Source organism: Colwellia sp. MB3u-4, assembly GCF_014077065.1.
GTDB lineage: Bacteria > Pseudomonadota > Gammaproteobacteria > Enterobacterales > Alteromonadaceae > Cognaticolwellia.
Genome location: NZ_JACGVE010000075.1, coordinates 371,975 through 390,435, shown reverse-complemented (window position 1 = coordinate 390,435; position 18,461 = coordinate 371,975). Strand labels below are relative to the sequence as shown.

Here is an 18,461-nt window from a genome sequence, read left to right as displayed (position 1 = left end):
GACAATAAAAAAGCGCCTTGGAGCGCTTTTTTATCATCATATTGACCCGTTAAGGGGTGAATGTTTTATCGACATGTGCTGAAAATTCATCAGCTTCCATAAAGCCGGTAACTCTGCGTTGTGATAATTCATTACCGGTTAAATCAAAGAATAAAATTGACGGCAAACCAAAAATTTCAAACTTAGACATTAACTCAACACTGTCTTTGGAACCTGTGTCGGTTAAATCTATTTGTAGTAATACCGTGTCTGCAAGCGCTTTTTGCACCTTGGCTTCAAAGAAAGTGTACTCTTCAAATTCTTTACATGCGACACACCAGTCAGCATAAAGATCCACCATTACGGTTTTTCCTTGTGCATTAGCGGTTGCAATCGCTTGATTCATTTCTGTTAAATTCTTTACATGCTCAAAGTCACGGAGTTCGGTTTGTGCTGAGACCAAAACATTGTTGGTGACGGGATAAACCAGTTGGTAGGCTTTATTGGCGCCGATAAAGAAAACTAAAAAGATTAAGATACTACGTAAACCAAAACCAAAGGTTTTAGCAGAGGCTTGATTGACAGTATAAAAGTAACCAGCAGTGGCTAAAATAAGCAGCACCCAAAGTATATCTATCACTATCAGTGGTAAGAAGCGCTCAAGCAAAAATATTGGCACGGCTAGCAGCAATAAGCCAAAAATATTCTTAATTACGTTCATCCAGTTGCCCGCTTTAGGTAGTAACTTACCACCCGAACTGCCCAATACTAGTAAGGGCAAACCCATACCTAAACTGAGCGCATAAAGTGCTGATGCGCCGAGTAATATGTCACCTGATTGGGAGATATATAACAGTGCACCAGTTAAGGGGGCGGTAGTGCAAGGAGAGGCAACTAAACCGGAAATGGCGCCCATTACTAGCACACCAAAATAAGAGCCACCTTTTTGATTACTACTTAGCTGATTTAGCTTGTTTTGCCAACTACTGGGTAGGGCTAAATTAAAGGTACCAAACATAGACAGTGCTAAGAAAATAAATAATAAACTTAAGGCAATAAGTACGACAGGGTGTTGAAACATGGCTTGAAATTGTGCACCGGCAATCGCCACCACAATCCCGAGTAAAGTATAAGTAACCGCCATCCCTTGTACATAAGCAAAAGATAAGGCAAAGGCTCTTTTAGTGGATAATTTCTCACCTTGACCGACAATAATACCCGTTAAAATTGGGTACATAGGGAAAACACAAGGTGTAAAAGACAAGAGTAAGCCACCCACAAAAAATGCCGCGAGTGTTAACCAGACACTGTCACTTTGTAGCATGTCAGCTAATTGGTGCTGTTCGCTGCTATTGGCATTATTACGTTGAATTGGGTTACTTTGACTATTGGTATTGCTTGTAGAACTAGCTGATTGGGTATTAATTTCATCTTCGCTATTAGACCCCAGTGCAGACAAAATGTTTTTAGCGTTGTTGGCAGGCGCGGCTATTTGTTTAACATCATTTACCTCAACCGTTTGCTTGGTCGGGGGATAACATAAGCCTTTTTTGGCGCAGCCTTGATAGCGAATAGTGACATTGGCATCACTTTGGGCTTGTGTAATGTCGATGGTAAAAGCGAGTTGGCCAGTAAAAATTTGTTGAACACCAAAAAACTCATCTTCATAGCGCTCACCTTGAGGTAAGTTGACGGGCACAATAGTGGCGTTTTCACTGGTAAATTTAAACTGGTGACGATACAAATAATAACCATCAGCAATATTAAAACTGACTTTTAATTGGTTTTTTTGTTGGTGGAAGTCAAAAATGAAAGCGTCATCAACTTTTAAAAACTCATTGTCATTACTAAAGAGTGATGCAGGCGTGTTAAAAATTGACTCTTGGGCATTTGCTAAGGGTGTTGTAGCAAAACATAAGCTGGTAAGTATTAACCAAAAAACAGTAACAATTTTTTTCATAACCGATATTTTAAAAACTCGTTGATCCAGTTTAAATATTGATGATCACCTTGCTGGATGTTCAAGGCGATAACTTCAGGAGTATCGTATGGGTGTAATGGCTTGATTATCTCATTAAGTCAATCAAAGCGTGCTCACTTATTTTGGTAAATAGTGCCACCTCTGCTCTACTATGTACACTTTATTGCCGGCGAAAAAACGATATAATATTCGCTAAACACTTGGCCAATTGGCGAGATTTTTACCTATCAAGTGCTCAGTAATGCCTTACGCTATAGCCATGCATTAACATTATGGTATTTGTTATATTGAAGCTAAAAGTAAAGCTAAATTATTTGAAATAAAGCTGAAAGAAAGCTCATGTTTGTTAAATTAGTGAATAACAACCTTAGGGGCAGTTTACGCTAATCTTTTTCAATCAGTAAGTATCAAGCCTAGGTTTGTATCAGACTTAATGATATTGGGCATAGCTAAAAAGATAGCTCGCTTGAAAAAGACCTGTTAACCCCCATATTAGTTTCATTAAAGATTATTAGGCACTGCTATGTTTCGGCTTTTATTTGTACTTTTTATTATTATTCCGATTATTGAAATTTTTGTTTTGATTCAGGTTGGCGCTGTTTTAGGCGTTTGGCCAACCATTGGCATGGTAATATTCACCGCGTGGTTGGGGGCAAAATATGTCCGACAACAAGGGATTTCAACCTTAAATTCGGTACAAACAAAAATGGCTCAAGGGCAAATGCCGTCAGATGAAATTGTTACGGCTTTAATGCTATTAGTAGCGGGCGTATTGTTGGTAACCCCCGGGTTTGTGACTGATTTTCTGGGCTTGAGTTTATTGATCCCTGCGGTTCGTCATACCATTGCCGGTAGCGTTATGTCACATATCTCCAGTAATAACGCAAACCAGCAAGGTTTTCAGTTTCACAGTCACAGTCACAGCCATGGCCAGAGCCAAAATCAAGATGATTTTTCCAAACAACCCGAAAGCCCGTTTCAAGAAAACCTTCAGCCACCACATGAAGGTCAAACTTTGGATGGTGAATTTGAGCGCAAAGATTAAAAAAAGATCAAGAGGGACTTGTGAAGTTTTATTTTATCCCCATCTTACTTCTACAAGCAAATAGCACCAAAATTTTAGTCCATTATTTTTATAAAATAAAACTTTTCTGGAGAACAAAATGAGTATTCGTCCATTACACGATCGTGTGATTATCAAACGTAAAGAAGTAGAATCAAAGTCTGCTGGCGGTATTGTATTAACGGGTAGTGCTGCTGAAAAGTCAACACGTGGTGAAGTCATTGCGGTAGGCAAAGGCAGAATGCTAGAAAATGGTGACGTGCGTGCCTTAGATGTAAAAATTGGCGACCAAGTTATCTTCAGTGAAGGCTACGGTACAAAAACTGAAAAAATTGATGGTGAAGAAGTGCTTATATTGTCAGAGACTGACATTTTAGCCATCGTCGAATAATTATTAATTTTTACCTATTATATTGTACTGATTAAGTTCGGTACAAATACAGTTTACAAGGAATCATGAAAATGGCAGCAAAAGACATATTATTTGGTAACGACGCACGCGCAAAAATGCTTAAAGGCGTTAACGTACTTGCAGATGCAGTAAAAGTTACTTTAGGCCCTAAAGGTCGTAACGTAGTTTTAGACAAATCATTTGGCGGCCCAACGATCACTAAAGATGGTGTATCGGTAGCGAAAGAAATCGAATTAGAAGATAAATTCGAAAACATGGGCGCACAAATGGTGAAAGAAGTTGCTTCTAAAGCCAATGACGAAGCCGGTGACGGTACAACTACAGCTACTGTTTTAGCACAAGCGATTGTAAACGAAGGTTTAAAATCAATTGCAGCGGGCATGAACCCAATGGATCTTAAACGTGGTATCGACAAAGCCGTTATTGCTGCAGTTGAAGCATTGAAAGGTTTATCGCAAGAATGTAGCGACAACAAAGCGATTGAGCAAGTAGGTACTATTTCTGCTAACTCTGACGAAACTGTTGGTAAAATCATTGCAACAGCAATGGACAAAGTTGGCACTGAAGGTGTTATTACCGTTGAAGAAGGTCAGGCATTAACTGACGAACTAGACGTTGTTGAAGGTATGCAGTTTGACCGTGGTTACCTTTCTCCTTACTTTATCAATAACCAAGAAAGTGGCAGTGTTGAATTAGAAAACCCTTTCATTTTATTAGTTGATAAAAAAATATCTAATATCCGTGAATTATTAGGCACACTTGAAGGTGTTGCTAAATCGGGTAAGCCATTACTTATTATTGCTGAAGATGTTGAAGGCGAAGCACTGGCTACATTAGTGGTTAACAACATGCGTGGTATCGTAAAAGTGGCTGCTGTTAAAGCACCAGGTTTTGGCGACCGTCGCAAAGCTATGTTACAAGACATCGCGACATTAACGAAAGCTACAGTGATTTCTGAAGAAATCGGCATGGAGCTTGAAAAAGCAACATTAGAAGATTTAGGTCAAGCTAAACGCGTGGTTATCTCTAAAGACAATACGACTATTATTGATGGTATTGGCGAAGATGCTGAAATTAAAGCACGTGTAGCGCAAATTCGCGGTCAAATTGAAGATTCTTCTTCTGACTACGATAAAGAAAAATTACAAGAACGTTTAGCTAAACTAGCTGGCGGTGTTGCGGTTATCAAAATTGGTGCAGCAACAGAAATGGAAATGAAAGAGAAAAAAGCCCGTGTTGAAGATGCATTACATGCAACACGTGCCGCGGTAGAAGAAGGCGTAGTTGCTGGTGGTGGTGTTGCCTTAGTTCGTGCAGCCGATGCTATTAAAGATTTAGAAGGTAGCAATGAAGACCAAACTCACGGTATCAACGTTGCTATCCGTGCAATGTCAGCTCCTTTACGTCAAATCGCCACTAACTCAGGTGACGAAGCCTCAGTAGTATTAAACCAAGTACGTACTGGCGGCACAGGTAACTACGGTTACAATGCGAGCAATAGTACTTACGGCGATATGTTAGAAATGGGTATTCTTGACCCAACTAAAGTAACGCGCAGTGCTTTACAGTTTGCAGCCTCAGTTGCTGGCTTAATGCTAACAACAGAAGCGATGATCACCGACGCACCTACTAAAGATGCTGGCGCCCCTGATATGGGCGGCATGGGTGGTATGGGCGGAATGGGCGGCATGATGTAATTATGCTTGTCTAAACTGTTAACTTCTTCGTTGCGTTATCGTTCGTTTAAGAAACACTAAACGTCACAATAAAGCGCCTTGAATTAAACAGTTTATCCTGCGCATAGATAGTCAAAATTATTTATAGCTCAAAATTGAAAAGCCCGAATAGAAATATTCGGGCTTTTTTTATTAACTTTGTTTCATCAAACTTGAACTATGCTCATATCATACACATAATGTGAAAAGGCAATAGTTGGAGTGTTAATTATGAATATTACTTTAGGTAAAGAGTTCGAACGAAGAATTAATGAAAAGGTGTCTGATGGTTTATATACCTCAGCAAGTGAAGTGATCCGTGATGGATTAAGGATGTTATTTGAGAAAGACGTTGCTAAAAACAAGCAACTTGAGATCTTACGAGAAGAAGTAGCAAAAGGTTTTGAACAGCTAGCTGCAGGTGAATCGTCAAATCACAATGTCATGGATATATTTGAACAAGCCTCCCTTGCAGTAGATAGTAAGTCTACCAATGTCGAACTATAGGTTATCTCCTTTAGCTGAAGAATATTTATTTAAAATAATTTCTACGACAATTGAGTCATGGGGTAATGAGCAAGCAAGAGTATATGCTCAGACCATAGATGCTGCATTATTAAAACTTGCTCAATATCCTGATTTTGGTAGAGAAAGAAATGAAATTTATAATGGTGCTAGAAGCTTTCCTGTAGAAAAACATATTGTATTTTATCAAGTCAGTTATATCGGTATTGATGTTGCTCGTATTCTTCATCAACGTATGGATCTCTCAAAACATTTCTAATCGTATTTTGGTAACATTATAATCATGCCAAAAAGCCATATTAATAAACTTGCCAAAATAGATGCTCGTCTTCAATTATTAAATGAAGAGCGGCTTGCTTTGCTTAATGATCGCCAAGCGTTAATAACGCAACATGAAGCTGAATTAGCCCAAAATTTTAATCTACACGCCTCTCCTGAATCTAAAGTTGACCTTTTTCTTTCATATTTTAAAGGCCGTAACGATGTTTACCCATTTAGATGGGAATCAAAAAATGGTAGAAGTGGCTATTCACCTGCTTGTTGGAATGAATGGAAGCCAAAGATTTGCAACAAACCAAAAATTAGTTGTACTGAATGTAAAAATCAGCACTTTAAAGTACCTGACCACCAAGCCGTTTATCAACATTTGAAAGGGTTTAAAACCATCGGCATCTATCCTCTATTAATTGATAATTCAACATATTTAATTGCAGCTGATTTTGATAAAGAGGACTGGTTTGATGCTACATCTGCATTTGCAACGACTTGCGAATCATTAAATATTCCCTACCTATTAGAACGTTCAAGAAGTGGGAATGGTGGTCATATATGGATCTTCTTCTCGGAAGCTGTAGCTGCGAGTGATGCTCGGCGATTAGGCAATGGTTTACTTCGTAAAACAATGGAACTCTATCCGTTACTATCATTTGATTGCTTCGATAGGTTATTTCCCAATCAAGATATTATGCCAGAGGGTGGTTTTGGTAATCTCATTGCATTACCACTACAGCTAGAGCCAAGAAAAAATAACAATAGTGTTTTCATTAACAAAGAAGGAATTGCTTATAATGATCAGTGGTCAATATTGGCAGCTACTCGAAAGCTAACTAAATCTCAGCTTCAATCAACGTTGAATCAGTTAAACTCTTATATTGAAAGAGTGCTAGATGACATCGCAAAGAATGAACCATGGAATAAACTTAACGATGATGACAGCATTAAGATCAATGATTGTCCTTCGATGGTCACATTAACGCTAGCTGATCAATTATATGTTCCAATCGCTAATTTACCTGGAAAACTGACCTCTAAACTAAAGCATTGTGCAGTATTTTCTAATCCAGAGTTCTACAAACGACAAGCCTTACGCTGATCAACGATTGGTACAAGTCGATATATTTGTTCCGCACATATAGAAAATGGTTATTTAATCTTACCTAGAGGTTGTTTAGCTGAAGTTACTCGCACCATATCAGGCCAAAAAATAGAGATTGAATATATTGATAAACGATTTGAAGGTAGCCAACTAGAAAAAATAAAGTTCACGGGAAAACTTAAAAGCCAGCAGAAAAAATCTGTTGATGCTTTATTTGCACAAACAAATGGTGTTTTTGTTGCATCGACGGGTTTTGGTAAAACCGTTACAGGATTAGCTCTTATCGCAAAAAGGAAGGTGAATACCTTGATTTTGGTCCATAACCGCCAATTAGCGGAACAATGGCTTGAACGGATAAAAGTATTCCTAGCGAACGTGGAAGTTGGTTCATTATTAGGTGGTAAAGATAAGCTGACCTATGAAGTTGATGTAGCTACTTATCAAAGCCTAGTTAGCCGTACTGGAATAGACATTAAACCTTCAATTGAAAAATATGGGCAAATATTAATAGATGAATGCCACCACTTGCCTGCATCAAACTATGAGTGTTTGATAAAGTCAGTGCATGCTAAATATATTCACGGGTTTACCGCAACACCTAAACGCCAAGATGGTTTAGAAAAATTAATGCACTTTCAAATCGGCTCTGTGCTTTATAAGGCCGCAACAACTACCAGTAGCTTTGAACAATATGTAAAGGTAGTTAAAACTAATACTTGTTTCCCTCCAGAATGGTTAATTCTTGAAACTAAACCACATATATCTCAAGTTTATAAACACTTAGTTTGTGACCAAGCTAGAAATGAAATGATTGTTAACCACATCAAGCAGTCCGTGAATAATGACAGATCAGTCATGGTGCTTACCGAAAGAAAAGAGCATATTGAATTACTTGCTAAAATGATGACTGATAAGGGTATAAAGGTTGTTGAACTGCATGGCGGTATTTCAACAAAGCAAAGGCAGGAACGAATAGCTTTATTATCTAACAAGGCAGAGGGAGATGAAGCTTTAGTCATATTGGCTACAGGAAAATATGTTGGTGAAGGTTTTGATCTACCGTATTTAGATACTTTATTCATAACATTACCGATAGCTTGGGAGGGGATCTTGGCGCAGTATGCGGGACGAATTCAGCGAGAATGGAGTAATAAAACTGTTATTCAAGTTTACGATTTTATTGATGATTTCCCTACATTACAGCGGATGTGGAAGAAACGAGAAAAAGGTTATAAAGCGCTAGGATATCAATTGGATGAACAAAAAAACTTATTGATTTAGAGGGGAAAAGGATAAAAGGTGAGGGTAGGGGTATAATCAGAGGTATTTAGTTTGCTGTATTTTTTGAGTCCTTATCTGTGTGGTCCTAGCTCGTATGGGTGTCATGATGTAAGTTTTGCACCTTTTGTAAGCTCGTTATAAACGTGTTAATAAATAGGCTTGAATTAAGCACTCAAGTCAGTTGTTTTATAAGAAAAAACTGACTGATAAAAATAAATAGATTGCTCCTTCAATAGGGGGGGCAGACTAAAAATTATTTATACTGTAGATAATATTAGCTACGTGCCTATGATATTAATGGGGTGTGATACAGGGTTATAAATCCGCTTAAAATGGTATAACACAATCATTAACAATTAGATCGATACTTTTCTTAGCTTCTACGGTCTACTATTATACTGAAAACAATAAAGAGGATGAAATGATGAATAAATTTATGACAGGTTTATTAGGCCTTGTTGTCGTTTTAATATCAGCGGCAACAGCACAAGCGGCGCAAGTTGAAGTTAGGTGGACAAATCCTGACAAGTATTCTGATATTGATGCGGGTCAAGAACATCGTCAACATTTTAAAGACAGAACCTTTAAAGCCTTTGAAGAGCATTTTGCTAAAATGGCTGAAGCGCTACCAGAACAACAAAAATTAGTTTTTGATATAACGAATCTAGATTTAGCCGGCGATGTTAATTTTGGTGGTACGAAACGTATTCGCATAATAAAAGATATCTTTTTTCCACGTATAGAGTTCAGTTACCAGTTATTGAATGCCGATAATACTGTGGTTAAAAGCGCAGAGGTTTCATTAAAGGATATGGGGTTTTTAATGCATAGCAGTTTTAGATATCGTAATGAATCGTTAAGTTATGAAAAAGATATGCTTAATGATTGGTTTAGAAAGACCTTTGAAAATGACATGATTAAATAGCCTGATTTTTCTAATCAGAGCAGTGTAATCAAAGCAGTCTGATCAGCGTTTTTCATTAGCATTTTAAGTAATGATTGTGCCAGCTAAAATTTCTTAGTTGTCAGCTTTAAGTGAAAAATCATCAGTAAAATATAAAATTTAAGGCATAAAAAAACGCAGTTAAGCTGCGTTTTTTGGTTTTAACTTTTGGCTATTTAGCTTTGTTCAAGCTTAGCTAGTACCATAAATAACTGCTCTATTTTTTTTACAATATCGATCAGTGCTTGCTGATCTGAGGTTTTTTGCCAATAAACCAAATCATTGGCTACTTCTTCAACATATGGCTGAAAAGTATTGGCTGAACATTTAAAGCCAGCGTCTGGGGTAAATATTGCCGCAAAGCCTGCTTGTTTGGCTTCACGTAATGTAGTTAATGTGGCGTCTGCCGCCAGTGACTTCTTTAAAATGATCGAAATATTATCGATTAATTGTTTGTGTACCGCTTCGCTCATAATAACTCATCTTCGTTTCTTGTCTTCAATGGCGCTATTATGCCTAATTGATTGGCATTTTGTTAGCTTCTAAGATAATTTCTCTAACAAGTTTTGGCATTAAATTAAAGTGAATATTTACATAGCCAATGTTAGGTCAAATTGTTCTTAGGTTTTGTTCGCTGCTCCCGCAATTTCTCTAACCAATTTTGGCATTAAATTATGGTGATATTTATATCACCAAGGTTAGGTTAAATTGTTTTAGGTTTTGTTCGCTGCTCCCGCAATTTCTCTATCCAATTTTGGCATTAAATTATGGTGATATTTATATCATCAAGGTTAGGTTAAATTGATGGGTGTTTTATTCGCTTCTCCCGCAATTTCTCTGACAAGTTTTGGCATTAAATAGCCAGGTAAAATCGCCATTAGCTGCAAAGTGATTTTTTTTGCCTCTGCTTCTGTGACATCAAAATGAGCGACGCCTTGCACTTTATCAAATAAATGTAAGTAGTAAGGCTGAATACCAACATCAAATAAGCCTTCACTTAGTGCTGCTAGCGTGTTGGCGTTGTCATTAATGCCTTTTAACAATACGCTTTGATTAAATAGTGGAATTCTGGCCGCAAGCAAAGGTTCAATAGCCTGTGAAACGTTAGCGTCGATTTCGTTGGCATGATTGACGTGAAAAACAATCACGGGTTTAAGTCTTGTTAAGCTTAAGGTTTTAACCAAAGCAGGCGTTATACGCTGTGGAATAACGATGGGTAAACGGGTGTGAATACGTAACCGTGTCACGTGGGGGATTTTTTCAATTTCGGTAATTAACCATTGCAAGTGATCGTCACTGGCCATTAACGGGTCGCCACCGCTAAAAATCACTTCGTTGATTTCTAAATGCTGTTCAATATAGCTAAGGGCTTGTTGCCATCTTTCTTTATTTGGGCTGTTATCGGCATAAGGAAAGTGGCGGCGAAAACAGTAGCGACAGTTAATTGCACAGCCTGTTTTTACCATCATTAATACCCGATGTTTATATTTATGCAGCAATCCGGGGGCAACGGTGTCATGTTCTTCTAGTGGATCTTCGCTATAACCGTCAGTTATTGAGAACTCTAAATCTAATGGCATAACTTGTTTTAGAATAGGGTCGTTGATATCGCCTTTTTTAATGCGAGACAATAACGGTCGCGGCACTCGCACCGGAAATAGTTTACGTGCAGCAAAGTGCTGTTGATAGCTTTTTGGTGAAATTTCGACCAACTCTAACAAGGTTTTTGGGTCGGTAATAACATTTGCCAATTCTTTTTGCCAAGAAGTGTGCAATTTATCGCTGATTTGGGTTATTATTTGCGGCATTTCTATATTCAATTTTTAACCTTTGCGTGTACTGCGTGAACGAACGAGCATAATAATTATGGCTAATTTTAGCACTAACCAGTTCAAAGCTGGACTTAAATTAATGATTGATGGTGAACCTTGTAACATTATCGATAATGAAATTGTAAAGCCAGGTAAAGGGCAAGCATTCAACCGTATTAAAATTCGTAAGTTAATATCTGGCAAAATATTAGAAAAAACGTATAAATCAGGTGAAAGTGTTGAAGGCGCCGATGTGATGGATTCAGAGTTAGGTTATTTATATGCTGATGGTGAGTTTTGGCATTTTATGGATAATGTAACCTTTGAACAAGTGGCGGCCGATGAGAAAGCCGTGGGCGATGTCGCTAAGTGGTTAGCAGAAGGTGATATTTGTACCATTACATTTTGGAATGGTAACCCTATTTCAGTCGAGCCACCGAACTTCGTTGAATTACAAATTACTGAAACTGACCCTGGCCTAAAAGGTGACACCGCAGGCACTGGCGGTAAACCGGCAACACTGGCAACTGGCGCCGTTGTACGTGTACCATTATTTGTTCAAATAGGTGATGTGGTAAAAGTTGATACGCGCAATGGTGACTATGTGTCACGTGCGGGTAAATCTTAAGTTTTAGCTACTATGCCGAATGACAAAAGCCTGCATTTTGCGGGCTTTTTTGTTGCCGAGCAATTATACCCTTGCTTAAATTAATGGCATTTTTCTACCGTGGCAAGGCAAATGCCTTAACCACAATTTTTTACTCGTTCGCCATTATTACTTGGTAACTTACTCAGTGCGTTTTGGCGAAAGAACCATGCATTATAAGTTGAAAATGACCAATTTGCCCCCACGTTAAAGGCACGCAATTTTTTTAAGGTTCGCTATGCAATCAGCATTAAAAATATCAGGATTAAAGAAAACCTATAAAGGTGGTTTTCAAGCACTTAAAGGTATTGACCTGACGGTTAAACAAGGCGATTTTTTTGCTTTGCTTGGCCCCAATGGCGCCGGTAAATCGACCACTATCGGCATTATTATGTCATTAGTGAATAAAACGGCAGGTAAAGTTGTTGTTTTTGGGCATGATATTGATCAAGAACTTGAAACAGCGAAAAGCTTTATTGGTGTAGTACCGCAAGAGTTTAACTTCAATCAATTTGAGTCGTTAATGAAAATCTTGGTTAACCAAGCAGGTTACTACGGGGTAGAGCGTAAATTAGCGGTTCAGCGAGCTGAGAAATATTTAAAAAAATTAGACTTATGGGATAAACGTAATGACTCGGCCCGTATGCTTTCAGGTGGCATGAAGCGTCGGTTAATGATTGCTCGAGCATTAATGCATGAACCACAAATGCTGATACTTGACGAACCTACTGCCGGTGTAGATATTGAACTACGCCGCTCAATGTGGGAGTTTTTACGTGAGCTTAATCAGCAAGGCATTACCATTATTTTAACCACACATTATTTGGAAGAAGCTGAGATGCTTTGCCGAAATATTGCCATTATCGACTCAGGTATTATCGTTGAAAATACCGATATGAAATCTTTATTAGCTAAATTGGATGTAGAAACTTTTGTTTTTGATTTAAAGCCAAATAGTGTGCCAACAGCCTTGGCGGATTTTAGCTCTAGAGTGATTGATGATCACACATTAGAAGTGGACGTTAAAAAAAGTCAAACCATTAATGCTGTGTTTATTGATCTCAATAAACAAGGTATTGAAGTATTAAGTATGCGAAATAAAAGTAATCGCCTAGAAGAGTTATTTGTGGGTCTAGTCGGTAGCGGTCAAGCAGCGAGCAAAAGCGCGGTTAAGGAATAAGTATTATGGCATCATCTAGAAATATCATTGCGCTTAAGAGTATTCTGCACAAAGAAATACACCGCTTTATGCGTATTTGGGTGCAAACCTTGGTTCCACCAGCGATTACCATTAGTTTATATTTTGTTATCTTTGGCTCGTTAATTGGCTCGCGCATTGGTGAAATGGGTGGCTTTGATTATATGTCATTTATTGTGCCCGGTTTGATTATGATGAGTGTTATTACCAACTCATATTCTAATGTCGCCTCGTCATTTTTCAGTGCCAAGTGGCAACGAAATGTCGAAGAAATGCTGGTGGCACCTGTACCTAATTGGGTGATTGTGGCTGGCTATGTGGGCGGCGGAATGGCACGAGGCATGTTAGTAGGCAGTATAGTGACGCTAGTATCTATGTTTTTTGTTGATATACAAATACATAACATTTGGGTGATTATTACCACAGTAGCACTTACCTCAGCTACCTTTGCTTTAGGGGGCTTAATTAACGCCATTTTTGCTGGTAGTTTTGACGATATATCTATTATCCCGACTTTTATATTAACGCCACTGACCTATTTGGGCGGGGTGTTTTATTCGATCAGTTTGTTACCTGATTTTTGGCAAGGTGTATCGCAAATCAATCCGATTGTGTATATGGTCAGTGCTTTTAGATATGGTTTTTTAGGTATTTCTGATGTGAGTTTGACCTTGTCATTTTCGGTATTAGGCGTGCTTATTGTGAGTTTGTACACTATTGCTATGGTGTTAATTACTAAAGGTATTGGTTTAAGAAGTTAAGCTTAACCACTAGCTAATAAATTGAAATTTATAGGTAAAAAGTAATGAGCGATACAGAAATAACCGGTGACTCAAGAATGATTGAAACTAACCAACCCGACATACATGAAAAGTTGGTTGATATCATTCATAAGCATATTGAGCATCCATCACGAAAGCCAATACAGGCACACACTCAGCAAGCATTTGATGAAATTAACGCTATTGTGCTCGCATTTTCGGGCGAAGTTATTCTTGATTCCTGTTGTGGTGTTGGCCAAAGTACGCGCTTATTAGCCAAGCAAAATCCAGATGCCTTAGTCATAGGGGTAGATAAATCTGCCCATAGAATTAACCGTAATGTTGATGAAGTTCAGCATGATGACGGTCAAGGCAGAGTAGAGAATTATCATTTGATCCGCGCTGATTTAAATGACTTTTATCGCCTTGTTGTGACGGCCAACTGGCAAATAAGTCAGCATTATATTTTATATCCAAACCCTTGGCCAAAAGCTAAGCACGTACAGAGACGCTGGCACGGTAGTGCTGTTTTTCCACAAATTATTGCTGTTGGGGAAGAAATTATTTTACGCAGTAACTGGCGACTTTATTTAGAAGAGTTTCAACTGGCCGCGAGTATATTTTCTTTGCAAGGTGATATATCAGCGATTAATGATGCTGAGCCGTTAACGCCATTTGAAGCAAAGTATCAAGCGAGTGGACAGCAATGCTGGCAATTGCGTATTTTTAAGTAACGACAGCGCTAAACTAAAAACAAAAAATTGGTTAAATTAACAAATTTTTAGCCAATTTATAGCGTCTCAATATACAGTGTTAAGCTGCTTTTTATTGTTTTTATTATATATTTCATTTAGTTATGTTTTTGGCCTGAATGTTGATATTACTTTAGTATATCAACTTGTAATTTAGGATGAATAACATGACAAACAATATTAAAAAAACCGTTTTTATGCTGGCATTAAGCAGCTTGGCAATTGTTGAACTGGCTTTGGTTTATATAGCAACTTTAGTGGGTTAAGTACTATTTTAGCTAAGTATTACCGCTAAAATCAGGTGAGTTAAATTGAGCTTTATTTGGTTTAATCTTAGGTTTAAAACTCAATTTTGATTGAAAAAACGAGACTTTTGCTTGATTTTTTATTACAGTGCCGCTCATATATAAATATCAACTTACTCAAGGTAAGTCGTTAATAGTGAATAAATATGACGGTGAATAAACGCGCGGCAAAAGCGTCTGAAGAGTCTTTACTGCGCATCTTTACCATTCCTGTCGCACCTGATTCTACATTAGGTCGAATAGAGAATGAGATGTCGCAAAACTTGGCAGGCTTTCTTGGCGCACATATAGCGGCAACAGAGCAAGCGTTGAGCGAAATTGAAAAAGATTTTGCTGATTCGCAGATCCCTGAAGAGCCGGCTTTTGTTTCTGATCACATGCAGCACTTGCTTGACAAGTTGGTGTCTCAGTCTGTGCATACCTCAAGTCCAAGTTTTATTGGCCATATGACCTCAGCACTGCCTTACTTTATTTTGCCGTTGTCAAAGTTGATGGTGGGCTTAAATCAAAACTTAGTCAAAATTGAGACCTCTAAAGCCTTTACCCCGATGGAACGACAAGTTCTCGGTATGATGCATCGTTTAGTTTATCAAGATGAAGCACCATTTTATCAACAGTGGATGCACAGCGCTAATCACTCCTTAGGCGCATTTTGCTCAGGTGGCACTGTCGCTAATTTAACGGCACTTTGGGTTGCGCGTAACAACTTACTAAAACCTGACGGCGACTTCAAAGGAGTAGCACGTGAGGGCTTATTTAAGGCGCTTAAACACTATCAGTATGATGGCTTAGCTATTTTAGTCTCGGCTCGTGGTCATTACTCACTGAAAAAATCAGCCGATGTACTTGGCATAGGCCAAGACAGCGTTATTGCTATTCCAACCGATGAAAATAATAAAATTGACTGCCAATTACTAGCGGCTAAATGTCAGCAATTAGCCAGTGAAAATATTCATGTACTCAGTATTGTTGGTGTCGCAGGGACAACGGAAACTGGTAATGTCGACCCGCTTGATAAAATGGCCGCTATTGCCCAACGTTATGGCGCACATTTTCATGTTGACGCCGCCTGGGGTGGAGCCACTTTATTATCGAATAAGTATCGCCCCTTATTAAAAGGCATTGAGTTAGCTGACTCGGTGACTATCGACGCACACAAGCAAATGTATGTGCCGATGGGCGCTGGGCTAGTGGTGTTTAAAAACCCAGCCTCGGTGGCCGCTATTGAACATCATGCGGAGTACATTTTACGTAAAGGTTCGAAAGATTTAGGTAGTCATACTTTGGAAGGCTCACGCCCAGGTATGGCAATGCTGGTATATTCTGCCCTGCACGTGATCAGTCGCCCTGGCTATGAAATGCTGATTAATCACAGTATTGAAAAAGCACATCATTTTGCTGAGCTAATAGCGCAGCACCCTGATTTTGAACTGATCACTAAACCTGAGTTATGCTTATTAACTTATCGCTATAATCCTGCCATTGTACAAAAATTGTTGGCGCATGCTGATGATGTTGAGCAGGAAAATATCAATGAATTACTCGATAAACTGACCAAGTTTATTCAAAAACGCCAACGTGAAAATGGTAAATCTTTTGTTTCTCGTACCCGTATTGAAGTGAAGAAATATCAAGGGCGTAAAACCTTAGTTTTTCGTGTTGTATTAGCCAATCCATTGACCTCAAAAGCTATTCTTCAAGATGTTTTAGCCGAGCAAACAACCTTGGCACAAGAAAGTGAAAGCTTTTTGCCTTTGTTACTGGCGATGACCTAAACATTTTTATCGGCAAATAAAAAAGCGACTACCCTAAGTAGTCGCTATAATGTTTACTGCGTTATAAAGTTATACAAAGTTATACATTCATATAGCTATCCAGTCATAAAATAACTTAAGCTAATGTTACTCGTAGGTTATCGATTAACCGTGCTTTACCACAATGCGCGGCCGCGAGAATCACCAGTTCTTTATCGTCTTTGCTTGCGGGTTGTAAAGTGCGCGCGTGACAAATATGAATATAATCAGTTTTCATGCCAGCCATATTAATATTACTGGCCGCTTTTTGCGCTAAGCCAACAAAGTCATCGTTGCTTCGTATTGCTTGAGCAAGCCACTTAAGGTTTTGACTTAAAGCGGGCGCTATGTTTTTTTCTGCTTCGTTGAGATAATTATTACGTGAGCTTAACGCTAAGCCTGAGGCTTCTCGCACGGTTTCAACGGCTATTATCTCAATCGGCATAGATAAGTCTTCCACCATGGTTTGAATAACTTGCACTTGTTGATAGTCTTTTAAGCCAAAGCAGGCAATATCGGGTTGCACTAAATTAAACAACTTACAGACAACTGTTGTTACACCACGAAAATGTCCAGGGCGACTTTCACCACAATAGTGTTGAGAAACATTCGGTACTTCAACGTAACTTTGTTGGTCTAATCCCTTGGGGTAAATAATCGCAGGCGTTGGCGTAAATAATAAGTCGCAACCCGCGGTAAGTAATTTCTCTTGATCCGCCGCCATAGTGCGCGGGTAATTACCGATATCTTCAGTAGCGCCAAATTGCATTGGGTTAACAAAAATGCTGGCAACTACTTTATCGGCAACCAATTTCGCTTTTTCTACTAAGGCAATATGCCCTTGATGTAAGTTGCCCATAGTGGGAACAAAAGCAATTTTAAGTCCTTGTTGGCGCCAAAGATTAATTTCGCCACGTAAATTCGAAATTTGTTCAATTGTTTGCATGGTTATTCTACTTTCTACTCGGTGTGAATGTTGAAGGCTTAAGCTCTAATGACGATGGCTTTTATAGCCAACAGATTCATTAATTGCTCAGCTTCTAATGGTCGACATAATATACTGCGTATTTGTGTAACAGATATGTTGGCTAGGTGAATATGTGCTCAGGGCCTGGAAAGTTGCCTTTACTGACTTCATCAATATACAGCTCTACTGCCTTTTTTATATCGCCAGTATCGATTAAAAAGTTACGTGAAAACTTAGGCATATAACTACATGATATGCCTAAGGCGTCATGCATCACTAAAATTTGTCCATCGGTATCTTTACCTGCCCCTATACCTATGGTTGGTATAGATACGGCTTGGGTAATCGCTTTACCTAGGCTACTTGGAATGCACTCTAGCACTAATAATTGTGCACCGGCAGCCTCTAATGCTTTGGCGTTTTCAATCATCTCTAGGGCTTTGTCGCTTTCTCTACCTTGTACTTTAAAGCCACCAAAGACGTTAACCGACTGGGGTGTTAAGCCTAAATGGGCACAAACAGGGATACCGCGCTCAACTAAGCCTTTAATGCTGGCTTCTAACCACTGGCCACCTTCTATTTTTACCATGCTGGCACCGGCTTGCATTAGCTTAGCGGCGTTTATATAGGCTTGTTCGGTAGTTGCGTAACTCATAAAAGGCATGTCAGCGATAATAAGGCTGTTTTCCACACCACGTTTTACACAAAGTGTATGATAAGCCATATGGTCGATATCAACGGGTAGGGTATCGTCATGGCCTTGTAAAACCATGCCTAGTGAGTCACCGATCAATATTGCGTGAATACCTGCTTGATCGAATATTTTCGCGAAACTGGCATCATAGGCGGTAATAGTGGTAATTTTTTCACCTTGTTGTTTCATTTTCTGCAAGGTGGCGGTGGTTATTCTGGCCATAGTATTTCCGTTGGTTATGATGCAGCATTAATTTTTGC

At 38.8% G+C, this 18,461-nt stretch carries 19 protein-coding genes; 13 read left to right on the top strand and 6 right to left on the bottom strand.

Features of this window, described 5'->3' with window-relative positions:
- Positions 1 to 49 precede the first annotated feature (49 nt).
- Together H4J61_RS07855 and H4J61_RS17915 are read right to left on the bottom strand one after the other, a co-directional pair.
- Entirely contained in the window at positions 50 to 1,939 is a 1,890-nt protein-coding gene (locus H4J61_RS07855) for a protein-disulfide reductase DsbD (protein WP_182184606.1), read from the bottom strand.
- Positions 1,936 to 2,010: a hypothetical protein gene (locus H4J61_RS17915; protein ID WP_310650046.1), complete on the bottom strand. Its 75-nt coding sequence runs from the start codon at positions 2,008 to 2,010 to the stop codon at positions 1,936 to 1,938. The genes H4J61_RS07855 and H4J61_RS17915 overlap by 4 nt, the downstream gene beginning before the upstream one ends.
- A gap of 473 nt (positions 2,011 to 2,483) precedes the next feature.
- On the opposite strand from H4J61_RS17915, the gene H4J61_RS07845 reads away from it, so the two are divergent.
- The 8 genes from H4J61_RS07845 (at position 2,484) to H4J61_RS07815 (ending at position 9,256) form a co-directional block, all read left to right on the top strand.
- Positions 2,484 to 3,005: an FxsA family protein gene (locus tag H4J61_RS07845; RefSeq protein WP_182184605.1), complete on the top strand. Its 522-nt coding sequence runs from the start codon at positions 2,484 to 2,486 to the stop codon at positions 3,003 to 3,005.
- A gap of 118 nt (positions 3,006 to 3,123) precedes the next feature.
- The gene (locus H4J61_RS07840) at positions 3,124 to 3,414 is read left to right on the top strand and encodes a co-chaperone GroES (protein WP_182138150.1); all 291 of its coding nucleotides are present in this window, start codon (positions 3,124 to 3,126) and stop codon (positions 3,412 to 3,414) included.
- 71 nt (positions 3,415 to 3,485) lie between these two features.
- Positions 3,486 to 5,132 (top strand): chaperonin GroEL, encoded by a 1,647-nt coding sequence (gene groL / locus H4J61_RS07835; protein WP_182138151.1) that lies wholly within the window; start codon positions 3,486 to 3,488, stop codon positions 5,130 to 5,132.
- Between the two features lie 249 nt (positions 5,133 to 5,381).
- Entirely contained in the window at positions 5,382 to 5,657 is a 276-nt protein-coding gene (locus H4J61_RS07830; protein WP_182138152.1) for a type II toxin-antitoxin system ParD family antitoxin, read from the top strand.
- Positions 5,644 to 5,934 carry a type II toxin-antitoxin system RelE/ParE family toxin gene (locus tag H4J61_RS07825; protein WP_182184604.1) on the top strand — a complete coding sequence of 97 codons (291 nt, stop codon included), beginning with the start codon at positions 5,644 to 5,646 and terminating at the stop codon, positions 5,932 to 5,934. Before H4J61_RS07830 ends, H4J61_RS07825 begins: the two co-directional genes overlap by 14 nt.
- Positions 5,935 to 5,958: 24 nt before the next feature.
- Positions 5,959 to 7,047, top strand: coding sequence for a TOTE conflict system archaeo-eukaryotic primase domain-containing protein (locus H4J61_RS17910; RefSeq protein ID WP_259363184.1), 1,089 nt, complete (start codon positions 5,959 to 5,961; stop codon positions 7,045 to 7,047).
- A 6-nt stretch (positions 7,048 to 7,053) separates the two neighbouring features.
- Positions 7,054 to 8,331, top strand: a complete 1,278-nt coding sequence (locus tag H4J61_RS18070) for a DEAD/DEAH box helicase (RefSeq protein ID WP_310650045.1) — start codon at positions 7,054 to 7,056, stop codon at positions 8,329 to 8,331.
- A gap of 421 nt (positions 8,332 to 8,752) precedes the next feature.
- Positions 8,753 to 9,256: a DUF3016 domain-containing protein gene (locus H4J61_RS07815; RefSeq protein WP_259363183.1), complete on the top strand. Its 504-nt coding sequence runs from the start codon at positions 8,753 to 8,755 to the stop codon at positions 9,254 to 9,256.
- 194 nt (positions 9,257 to 9,450) lie between these two features.
- Here H4J61_RS07815 and H4J61_RS07810 read toward each other — a convergent pair whose 3' ends face one another.
- Together H4J61_RS07810 and epmB are read right to left on the bottom strand one after the other, a co-directional pair.
- The gene (locus tag H4J61_RS07810; RefSeq protein ID WP_182184603.1) at positions 9,451 to 9,747 is read right to left on the bottom strand and encodes a hypothetical protein; all 297 of its coding nucleotides are present in this window, start codon (positions 9,745 to 9,747) and stop codon (positions 9,451 to 9,453) included.
- A 318-nt stretch (positions 9,748 to 10,065) separates the two neighbouring features.
- Positions 10,066 to 11,094, bottom strand: coding sequence for an EF-P beta-lysylation protein EpmB (epmB, locus tag H4J61_RS07805; RefSeq protein ID WP_310650043.1), 1,029 nt, complete (start codon positions 11,092 to 11,094; stop codon positions 10,066 to 10,068).
- A gap of 46 nt (positions 11,095 to 11,140) precedes the next feature.
- Between epmB and efp the strand changes: the two genes are divergently transcribed.
- From efp to panP, 5 genes are all read left to right on the top strand, one after another.
- The gene (gene efp, locus H4J61_RS07800) at positions 11,141 to 11,713 is read left to right on the top strand and encodes an elongation factor P (protein ID WP_182138155.1); all 573 of its coding nucleotides are present in this window, start codon (positions 11,141 to 11,143) and stop codon (positions 11,711 to 11,713) included.
- Between the two features lie 256 nt (positions 11,714 to 11,969).
- Complete coding sequence (locus H4J61_RS07795; protein ID WP_182138156.1) at positions 11,970 to 12,911, top strand: ABC transporter ATP-binding protein; 942 nt, start codon at positions 11,970 to 11,972, stop codon at positions 12,909 to 12,911.
- A 5-nt stretch (positions 12,912 to 12,916) separates the two neighbouring features.
- A complete protein-coding gene (locus H4J61_RS07790) occupies positions 12,917 to 13,690 on the top strand; it encodes an ABC transporter permease (protein ID WP_182138157.1) in 774 nt (257 codons plus the stop codon).
- Between the two features lie 44 nt (positions 13,691 to 13,734).
- Positions 13,735 to 14,424: a tRNA (guanosine(46)-N(7))-methyltransferase TrmB gene (locus H4J61_RS07785; RefSeq protein WP_182184602.1), complete on the top strand. Its 690-nt coding sequence runs from the start codon at positions 13,735 to 13,737 to the stop codon at positions 14,422 to 14,424.
- Between the two features lie 469 nt (positions 14,425 to 14,893).
- On the top strand, positions 14,894 to 16,522 hold the full coding sequence (panP, locus tag H4J61_RS07780) for a pyridoxal-dependent aspartate 1-decarboxylase PanP (protein WP_182184601.1): 1,629 nt from the start codon (positions 14,894 to 14,896) through the stop codon (positions 16,520 to 16,522).
- 115 nt (positions 16,523 to 16,637) lie between these two features.
- On the opposite strand, the gene panC is transcribed toward panP, so the two are convergent.
- Together panC and panB are read right to left on the bottom strand one after the other, a co-directional pair.
- Entirely contained in the window at positions 16,638 to 17,486 is an 849-nt protein-coding gene (gene panC / locus H4J61_RS07775) for a pantoate--beta-alanine ligase (protein ID WP_182184600.1), read from the bottom strand.
- A 142-nt stretch (positions 17,487 to 17,628) separates the two neighbouring features.
- On the bottom strand, positions 17,629 to 18,423 hold the full coding sequence (panB, locus tag H4J61_RS07770; RefSeq protein ID WP_182138161.1) for a 3-methyl-2-oxobutanoate hydroxymethyltransferase: 795 nt from the start codon (positions 18,421 to 18,423) through the stop codon (positions 17,629 to 17,631).
- Between the last annotated feature and the right edge of the window lie 38 nt (positions 18,424 to 18,461).

Excerpts from the sequence above, each read along its gene's own strand:
- H4J61_RS07855 (WP_182184606.1), bottom strand. The coding sequence starts at position 1,939 with ATGAAAAAAATTGTTACTGTTTTTTGGTTAATACTTACCAGCTTATGT.
- H4J61_RS07845 (WP_182184605.1), top strand. The coding sequence starts at position 2,484 with ATGTTTCGGCTTTTATTTGTACTTTTTATTATTATTCCGATTATTGAA.
- H4J61_RS07840 (WP_182138150.1), top strand. The coding sequence starts at position 3,124 with ATGAGTATTCGTCCATTACACGATCGTGTGATTATCAAACGTAAAGAA.
- groL (WP_182138151.1), top strand. The coding sequence starts at position 3,486 with ATGGCAGCAAAAGACATATTATTTGGTAACGACGCACGCGCAAAAATG.
- H4J61_RS07830 (WP_182138152.1), top strand. The coding sequence starts at position 5,382 with ATGAATATTACTTTAGGTAAAGAGTTCGAACGAAGAATTAATGAAAAG.
- H4J61_RS07825 (WP_182184604.1), top strand. The coding sequence starts at position 5,644 with ATGTCGAACTATAGGTTATCTCCTTTAGCTGAAGAATATTTATTTAAA.
- H4J61_RS17910 (WP_259363184.1), top strand. The coding sequence starts at position 5,959 with ATGCCAAAAAGCCATATTAATAAACTTGCCAAAATAGATGCTCGTCTT.
- H4J61_RS07815 (WP_259363183.1), top strand. The coding sequence starts at position 8,753 with ATGATGAATAAATTTATGACAGGTTTATTAGGCCTTGTTGTCGTTTTA.
- H4J61_RS07810 (WP_182184603.1), bottom strand. The coding sequence starts at position 9,747 with ATGAGCGAAGCGGTACACAAACAATTAATCGATAATATTTCGATCATT.
- efp (WP_182138155.1), top strand. The coding sequence starts at position 11,141 with ATGGCTAATTTTAGCACTAACCAGTTCAAAGCTGGACTTAAATTAATG.
- H4J61_RS07795 (WP_182138156.1), top strand. The coding sequence starts at position 11,970 with ATGCAATCAGCATTAAAAATATCAGGATTAAAGAAAACCTATAAAGGT.
- H4J61_RS07790 (WP_182138157.1), top strand. The coding sequence starts at position 12,917 with ATGGCATCATCTAGAAATATCATTGCGCTTAAGAGTATTCTGCACAAA.
- H4J61_RS07785 (WP_182184602.1), top strand. The coding sequence starts at position 13,735 with ATGAGCGATACAGAAATAACCGGTGACTCAAGAATGATTGAAACTAAC.
- panP (WP_182184601.1), top strand. The coding sequence starts at position 14,894 with ATGACGGTGAATAAACGCGCGGCAAAAGCGTCTGAAGAGTCTTTACTG.
- panC (WP_182184600.1), bottom strand. The coding sequence starts at position 17,486 with ATGCAAACAATTGAACAAATTTCGAATTTACGTGGCGAAATTAATCTT.
- panB (WP_182138161.1), bottom strand. The coding sequence starts at position 18,423 with ATGGCCAGAATAACCACCGCCACCTTGCAGAAAATGAAACAACAAGGT.